This is a genomic window from Actinomycetes bacterium (assembly GCA_035506535.1).
Lineage (GTDB): Bacteria > Actinomycetota > Actinomycetes > DATJPE01 > DATJPE01 > DATJPE01.
The window spans coordinates 1-7,524 of sequence record DATJPE010000094.1 but is presented as its reverse complement, the minus strand read 5'-3'; the positions used below and the strand labels follow the sequence as shown (position 1 = coordinate 7,524).

At 73.5% G+C, this 7,524-nt stretch carries 8 protein-coding genes and 1 tRNA gene; 1 reads left to right on the top strand and 8 read right to left on the bottom strand.

The features are described from left to right. Nucleotides 1-55: 55 nt before the first annotated feature. From VMI11_14995 to VMI11_14965, 7 genes are all read right to left on the bottom strand, one after another. Nucleotides 56-916 (bottom strand): sucrase ferredoxin, encoded by an 861-nt coding sequence (locus VMI11_14995; GenBank protein ID HTY73703.1) that lies wholly within the window; start codon nucleotides 914-916, stop codon nucleotides 56-58. A gap of 10 nt (nucleotides 917-926) precedes the next feature. Further along, nucleotides 927-2,180, bottom strand: a complete 1,254-nt coding sequence (locus VMI11_14990) for a cupin domain-containing protein (GenBank protein ID HTY73702.1) — start codon at nucleotides 2,178-2,180, stop codon at nucleotides 927-929. A gap of 6 nt (nucleotides 2,181-2,186) precedes the next feature. Further along, nucleotides 2,187-2,426, bottom strand: coding sequence for a hypothetical protein (locus tag VMI11_14985; GenBank protein HTY73701.1), 240 nt, complete (start codon nucleotides 2,424-2,426; stop codon nucleotides 2,187-2,189). 87 nt (nucleotides 2,427-2,513) lie between these two features. Then, nucleotides 2,514-3,101 carry a hypothetical protein gene (locus VMI11_14980; GenBank protein ID HTY73700.1) on the bottom strand — a complete coding sequence of 196 codons (588 nt, stop codon included), beginning with the start codon at nucleotides 3,099-3,101 and terminating at the stop codon, nucleotides 2,514-2,516. Nucleotides 3,102-3,200: 99 nt separating this feature from the next. Next, nucleotides 3,201-3,869 (bottom strand): class II aldolase/adducin family protein, encoded by a 669-nt coding sequence (locus tag VMI11_14975; protein ID HTY73699.1) that lies wholly within the window; start codon nucleotides 3,867-3,869, stop codon nucleotides 3,201-3,203. Nucleotides 3,870-4,257: 388 nt separating this feature from the next. Next, a tRNA-Pro gene (locus VMI11_14970) sits at nucleotides 4,258-4,331 on the bottom strand. 84 nt (nucleotides 4,332-4,415) lie between these two features. Further along, nucleotides 4,416-5,348: a metallophosphoesterase gene (locus VMI11_14965; protein ID HTY73698.1), complete on the bottom strand. Its 933-nt coding sequence runs from the start codon at nucleotides 5,346-5,348 to the stop codon at nucleotides 4,416-4,418. Between the two features lie 37 nt (nucleotides 5,349-5,385). On the opposite strand from VMI11_14965, the gene VMI11_14960 reads away from it, so the two are divergent. Next, complete coding sequence (locus VMI11_14960) at nucleotides 5,386-5,850, top strand: GatB/YqeY domain-containing protein (GenBank protein ID HTY73697.1); 465 nt, start codon at nucleotides 5,386-5,388, stop codon at nucleotides 5,848-5,850. A gap of 12 nt (nucleotides 5,851-5,862) precedes the next feature. On the opposite strand, the gene VMI11_14955 is transcribed toward VMI11_14960, so the two are convergent. After that, nucleotides 5,863-7,524: penicillin-binding transpeptidase domain-containing protein (locus tag VMI11_14955; protein ID HTY73696.1), on the bottom strand; the 1,662-nt coding region annotated here is incomplete at its 5' end.

Sequence of the window (7,524 nt, the reverse complement as noted above, 5' to 3'; positions counted from 1 at the left end):
GTTCGGTGCGCGATCGCGCACCGAACGCCTGACACGTGTTCAGCGCACGGGTGGCTCAGCGGCCGGCACGGGGTTCGGGGACGCGGTCGAGGGCCAAGGTCTCGAAGCCGCGTTGAGTCCCCGGCCCGACCCCGGCGCAGGTGAGCGGGGTCGCGACGACGGAGTGGGTCTCGCGTACGTGCGACTCGTAGGCCTGCCCCCGCACGCGCAGCACCACCCGCCAGGCGTCCGGCCCGCTGCGGGCCACCTCGAGCGGCTCGACGTCGTCCACGCCGGCGCTGCCGGTCAGCCGGCGGATCTGCGCGGCGACGTACTGCAGGGCCGGTGGTCCCGTCGTCCGTCCCCGCAGCAGGCGGGGGACGAGCCGACCGGCCTCGTACGCCGCCACGAGCTCGGCGGCGTCGTCCGGGCCGACCCGCCCGTAGGCCAGACCGTGCGGCAGGACGACGACGTTGGCGGCGAATCGGTCGCCGCCGACGTGCGTGCACTCCCAGGTCTGCTCCGGGCGCAGCCGCGCGAGGGCGGCCGCCACCGGCCGGCCGTCGATGGCGCAGCAGCGGTCGTGGCGACCCTGGGTGCACACGAGGTACGCCGCCTCGCCCGGCGTCGCCTCCTCGGGGTCGAAGCTCGCGCTGGTGAGGTCGGAGCAGGTCCCCCACCGCAGCGTGGCCAGGCGCGCGTCGGCGTACCCCCACCGCAGTTGGTCGGGCCGGGACTGCCGTCCGGGGCGACGGATGAGCAGGAGCCGGGCGCCGAGCCGCGCCGCCGCGGCGCGCAGCGCGTCGCCCTGGGGCCGGGGCAGGTCCTGGGTCGGATGCGCGGACGCACCCCACGGGCCCGGGTGCTCGACCAGCAGGTAGCGCTCGATCGGGGGCGCGGTGCCGGCGAGCGGGTCGACCCGGGCCCGGCTGGCCACGGCGCAGCGGTCAGTCGGCAGGGACGAGCACCGCCTCAGCGAGCAGTCGCCGGACCAGGGCGAGGACGTGGCCCGGCTCGCCGGGCAGGTCCGCGACCGTCACCGGCTCGCCGCGCAGGAGCCTCGCCACCGCCGGGTCGTCGGCCCGCACCGCGGACACCCCGTCCGGCAGGTGCAGCTCGACGTGGGCGCCCCGGTCCCGGCGTACCAGGTGCGCGCGCAGGCGCACCCGAGAGGTCGGCGCCAGCGCGGCGACCGCAGCGGCCTGAGCGACCGGGCGCAGCGGCTCGGGCCTGGTGTCGCGGCGGCGCCGTCGGGCCAGCGCCTCCCCGACGACGTCCTGGTCGGGAGCGAGTCCGTGCAGCACGTCGGCCACTACTCGCAGGTCGCCGCCGAGCGACCGGCCGTCATCCGGCTCGAGTCCGAGGGGGAGCGGGACGCGCAGGCGCGGATCCTGCCGCGCCCGCTCGACCGCCGCATCGAGGAGGTCGCGGCGGGTCAAGGGGTGCACGCCGACGGTGAGGTGCAGGGTCGGCTCCTGACCGGCCCGGGCCGAGTGCAGCCACCCGCGGGGGAGGTAGAGGGAGTCCCCCGGGACCAGCCGGGTGTCCAGGTACGCCGGCTGCGCCGCGCGAGCGGCGACGTCCTCGCGCCGGCCCTCCCACGGCTCGTCGGGCCAGGGCAGGGCGAGCACCGGCGGGTGGACGGTCCAGTGCTTCGCCCCGGCCACCTGCAGCACGAACACGTCGTGGGTGTCGTAGTGGGCGGAGAAGCCTTGGGCGGCGGGCGGGGTGAGGTAGGCGTTGACCTGGACGGGGTGACCGATCTCGGCGGTCAGCCGCGCGGTGAACTCCACCAGGGGCGGCCAGTTCCGGTGCAGCGCCTGGAAGACGACGCTCGCACCGGCGGCGTACTCCCGGGCGACCGCGTCGGCGTCGACCTGATCGGGCACGCTCGCCCCGACCCCGCCGGATCGGGTGAACCGCGCAGGCGGCACGACCCTGCCGTCGCGGGCCAGGCGCAGGAAGGGAGTACGTACGCCGTAGACGGCCAGCAGGTCGTCGGCTGCCTCGAGGGAGAACAGGTCGTCGAAGCCGAGGCTGGCCGGCCACGGGACGGCATGTTCGGGGACCGGGATCTGGGCGGTCGAGAGCAGCGGACGCACCCCCCACCGCGACGCGGCGAACTCCTCGGCGGTCTCCGCGAGCACACGTCGAAGCGCCGGGCGGTCACCGACCGCCCGGCGCTCCACCACGCTGGTCATCGACGGTCAGGCACCGCCGTCGGCACCACCGTCCGCGCCGTCGTCGGCACCGCCGTCCGCTCCGCCATCGGCCCCGTGGTCGGCGCCGGCGTCAGCGCCGTGGTCGGCACCGCCGTCCGCTCCGCCGTCGGCCCCGTGGTCGGCCCCGTGGTCGGCCCCGTGGTCCGCGCCGTGGCCCGCTCCGCTGTCGGCTCCGCCGTCGGCGCCCCCGTCTCCGGGGGCGGTGTCCTCCTCGTCCAGCGCCATTCGCACTCCTTCCTGGGTCGGCTTCTTGCTGGGTCGGCTTCTTGCTGGGTCGGCTTCTTGCTGGGTCGGCCGTCCGGGTGTGGACGGTCAGTCGAACTGCGGGTCGGGCAGATCGAAGAAGGCCTCCGGCTGCATGAGCGAGGTGATCTCGTCCATCGTCGAGTTGCCCTGCATCGCCTGCTCGCCCGCGCGGGCCGCCTCCTCCGAGGTGAAGTACACCGCCTGGGTGAAGCCGCCGTCGCCGTGCCACGCGATGACGAAGCCGAGGATGTCGGGACGGATCTTGCGGAGCTCGTCCTCGGCGCTCATGCCGAGTTCCCGCATCTTCTGCGGGTCGGCCGACCGACCCTGGATGACCTGGACGAAGCGGGCCTTGTCGCTGCCGCCGCCGAAGCCGGTGTCGACCTCGCGACAGTCGTGGAAGGTCACGTCGTCGGCGTAGGCCTTCGACGCCTCGTCCCACCACGCGGCCTGCTCCGGCCGCGCGCTGTTGGCCTGCGCCGCCTCTTCGGACTCGAAGCGGGCGAGGGTGATGGTGCGGCCGTCGGGTGTAATGCCCCCGGTGGAGCCGAGATAGCCGATCGCGCCGGGCTTGATGTCGGACATCCACCGGGCCATGGAGCGCTTGAGGGCCTCGGGGTCGCTGACCGTTCCCTGGATGACCTGGATGAACATGGGCTGCCCCCTCTCGAAGGGTCACCCGAGGCTACGACCTGGCGTGGCGACGTACCAGGGTCGAGTTGGCGGCCCTCGTCGCGAAGGCGCCGGTCCAGGTCAGGCGTGGGCCGTCCCGGCCGCGTCGAAGGCCATGGTCCGCTGGAGGGCGGCGGCGCGCATCGCCTCGGGGATCTCCACCGGGCCGCCGATGCCGGCGGTGTTGACCCCGGCCTGCGCGGCCTCCTCGATGACGCTGCCGACGAGCACGGCCAGCTCGGGGGTGCGGTGGAAGACGAGGACGCCATGGTTGGCGAGCAGGACGGCCGGCACCCCGGGCGAAGCGGCGGCGCGGATGTTATCGACGGCTTCGTCGGACCCGCGTGGGCCGTATCCGGCGACGGGCACACCCGACGGCAGCCCGAACATCGCCAACGCCTCGATCCAGCAGCCGATGGGCCGCTGTGCGACCGCGTACGCCGTGGCGAACGGGGAGTGCGTGTGCAGCACGCAGCCCACCTCCGCTCGGTCGGCGTACATGGCGGTGTGCATCGCGACGACGGCGCCCTGGATCGGCGGGAGGTCACCCTCTCGCAGCCGGCCGTCGAGCCCGACCCGGACCACGTCCGAGACGGCGTGGCCGCGAAGCGACGGGCCCGCGGTGAAGTACATCTCGTCCGCGCCCGGAACGCGGATGCTGACGTTGCCGTGGCCGTTGGCGGAGACCGCTCCGCTGGCGACGATCCGGGCGGCGACGTCGACGACCTGCTCGGCCAGGTCCTTGTCCATGGGCGCTCCCGGTTGTCGAATCGGCACGTCCGAATCTAGTCGGGCGTCTGGCGAGGGCCGGGGTCGCCGGGTGGCCCGCCTGGGCGCGGCGGGCTCGTCAAGCCCAGATCCTGCACGCCCAGATCCTGTACGCCCGGACCCTGGTCGGCGGGGCCGTGCACGAGACGACGTGGTCGGAGGCCGAGCCGGTCCCTCCGACCTGCTGAGACCTCGCCTGGATCGCGTCGGGGTGTTCGGCGCTTCGCGCCTACGACCCCTTCCTTGGCCTCAGCAAAGCCAGCAAGCTGTCTTTGCGCTCGGCCTGCGTCGGGGTGTTCGGCGCTTCGCGCCTTCGACCCCTTCCTTGGCCTCGGCAAAGCCAGCAAGCTGTCTTTGCGCTCGGCCTGCGTCGGGGTGGCGGGATTTGAACCCACGACCTCTTCGTCCCGAACGAAGCGCGCTACCAAGCTGCGCCACACCCCGAAGTGCCCGGGCAGCATAGCCGGACGCTGGAGGGCGGCCCAAACGAGTTGCCGGTGCCCCGCCAGGTCCCCGCGGCGGGGGAGCTCAGCGGGAGGTGAGGGTCAGCAGGGTCGCCTCGGGGTAGCACGCGAAGCGGACCGGTGCGTAGGGCGAGGTGCCGATCCCCGCCGAGACGTGCAGCCAGGTGTCCTCGGCGTGGCGGGAGAGGCCCTTGGCCCGACGGGGCGGCAGGTCGCAGTTGCTGACCAGCGCCCCCCAGCCGGGCACGCACAGCTGCCCGCCGTGCGTATGGCCGGCCAGCACCAGCGGCAGCCGGTCGGCCGCCATGCTGTCCACGACCCGAAGGTACGGGGCGTGCACCACGCCGACGGCCAGGTCGGCGTCGTCCTCCGGCGGACCTGCGACGCGCTCGTAGCGGTCACGCCGTACGTGCGGGTCGTCGACGCCGCGGAAGGCGAGCTCCCGGCCGTCCACCTGGAGGCGGCCCGTGGTGTTGGACAGGTCGACCCAGCCCTGCCGGCTCATCCCGTCGACGAGGTCCTGCCAGGGCAGGTCGGGCACCGCGCGGTGCGTGGGGGTCCTGCGGGCGTCGTCGCCGGTGCCGCCGACCAGGTAGAGGAAGGGGTTCTTGACGCTCGGCGCGTAGTAGTCGTTGGAGCCGAGCACGAACACGCCGGGGAGCTCCAGGAGCGGGCCGAGGGCGTCCAGCACGTCGGGGACGGCCCGCGGATGGGCCAGGGTGTCCCCGGTGTTCACGACCAGGTCCGGCTCCAGGCGGGCCAGGGACCGTACCCAGGCCCGCTTCTTGTCCTGGCCCAGCGTCAGGTGCAGGTCGCTCAGGTGCAGGACGCGCAGCGGCCGCTGGCCGGCTGGCAGGACGGGCACGGTCGCCCGCCGCAGCCGGAAGGCCCGGACCTCGTAGCCGGCACCGTAGGCCAGGCAGGCGGCGCTGGTCACCGCACCGGCGACCAGCGCCCGGGCGGCGACGCGCGTGAACGCTGAGGAGCCGGCAACCATGGTGCGCCCATTGTCTCCGATCGAGCAGGATGCCCTGGTGGCAGCCCTCAAGCAGACCCTGCAGTCCGACCTCACCGATGCGATGCGCCGCCGTGACGAGCTGACGACCGCCACCTTGCGCATGGCGCTCACCGCCATCACGAACGAGGAGGTCTCGGGGGCCAGCGCGCGCGAGCTCTCCGACGAGGAGGTGGTGCAGGTCCTCGGCCGCGAGGCGAAGAAGCGCCGGGAGGCGGCGGAGGCGTACGACGCCGCGGGGCGCCCGGAGCTCGCCGAGCGGGAGCGGGCCGAGGGCCGGGTCCTCGACGCCTATCTGCCGGCCCAGCTCAGCGACGCCGAGCTCGACGCCCTGGTGGACCAGGCGGTGGCGGAGGTGCGGGCCGCCGGCCAGGACGGCCCCCGGGCCATGGGCGCGACGATGAAGCTGCTCACCCCGCGCGTGGCCGGGCGCGCCGAGGGGTCACGCGTCGCCGCGGCCGTGCGCACGGCCCTCGGGAGTTGAGCCGGCCCCCGCTCAGGGCGAGGACGACCCTCCGGGCTGCGCCGAGCTGCTCGGCTTGGACGAGGAGGACGGCGAGCTCGACGGGGAGGCGGACGGGCTCCCGCTCGCGCCCGCCGAGGAGGTGGGCTGCGACCCCGGCGGCGCCTTGCCGGTCGAGACGAACAGGGTGACCTCGCTGCCGATGCCCACCGAGGTCCCGAACGGCGGGCTCGACGACGCCACGTGGCCGTACTGGATGGCGTCGACGTTGACCCACTTCTTGCTCACCGTCGCCGTGAGGCCGACCGCGGCCAGCGCCTTCTTGGCGTCCGAGACGGAGAGGTTCGTCAGGTCGGGGATGCGCACTTGGGCACCGGCGATGATCTTCGGGTCGGGGGGCACGAAGTTCTCGAACGGCTGCCCGGCGAGCGCGGCGTCCATGATCTGCTTCCAGATCGGCCCGGGGATGCTCTTGCCGAACACCTCGCCGTAGTGGACGCCGTTGATCGTGATGTTCAGCAGGGGGTGCTCGAACCCGCTGCGCTGGTCGGTGACGGTGACCGCTGTCGCCAGCTGGGGGGTGTAGCCGACGAACCAGACCGCGGCGTGGTCGTCGATGGTCCCGGTCTTGCCGGCCGCCGGCCGCCCGCCCGCGAGCGCCATGGGGGCGCCCGTGGAGCCCGGGTACGGCCCCGTGATGACGCCGTGCAGCAGGTAGTTGACCCCGTCGGCGATCGGCTGGCTGATCACCTGCGAGCAGCTGCGGGCCGGCACGCGCAGCGCCGCCCCGGTCCGGTCGGTGACCGACACGATCGCCCGGCTGACGCAGTGGAGGCCGCGGGCCGCGAACGTCGCATACGCCTCGGCCATGTCCAGCGGGGTCGTCTCGTAGGTCCCGAGCGTCCACGACGGGCCCGGATCCGTGACCACGCGGCCCTGGGCGTCGTGGATCCCGAGCTGGGCGGCGAGCGCGGCCGGTGCGCACTGGCCGATCTTCTCCTCGATGGCCACGAAGTAGGTGTTGACCGAGTAGGCCGCGGCCTTCGCCATGTTCATGACCCCCGACGTGGTCGAGTTCGTCGGCGAGTAGGGCGGATAGAGCGCGCCCGTCGTGCAGTTGTGGAAGTGGGTGAAGGTCTTCGGCGACGTCGCGTCGATCTGGGTGTTGATCGAGACGTGCTTCTCCAGGGCGGCAGCCATGGTGAAGGCCTTGAACGTCGACCCGGCAGCGATGCCGAAGTCGGTTCCGTTGTACTTCTGGTCGACCATGTAGTTGATCGTGGTCTGCCCACGGACCTTGGTGTTCGTCCCCCAGACCCGGTTCTGCGCCATGGCGAGGATCGCCCCCGTCCCCGGCTGCTCGACCACCGCGGCGGCGATCTTGCGGCTGGGGTCCTTGGGCGGGATGGCCTGATCGACGGCCTTCTGGGCGATGTGCTGGAGGGCCGGGTCGAGGGTGGTCCGGATGGTGAGCCCGCCGCGGTCCAGCAGCGCCTGCCGGTCAGCGGCGGTAGCGCCGAACGCCGGGTCGTTGCGCAGGATCTGGATGACGTAGTCGCAGAAGAAGGGCGCGTACGACGTCGCGCAGCCGTTGGGGATCTGGCGCGGGTGCAGCTCCTTGCTCATCGGAGTCGCGACGGCCACGTTGTGGACCTGCTGGGAGATGACCTTCTGCTGCAGGAGCTTGTCGAGCAC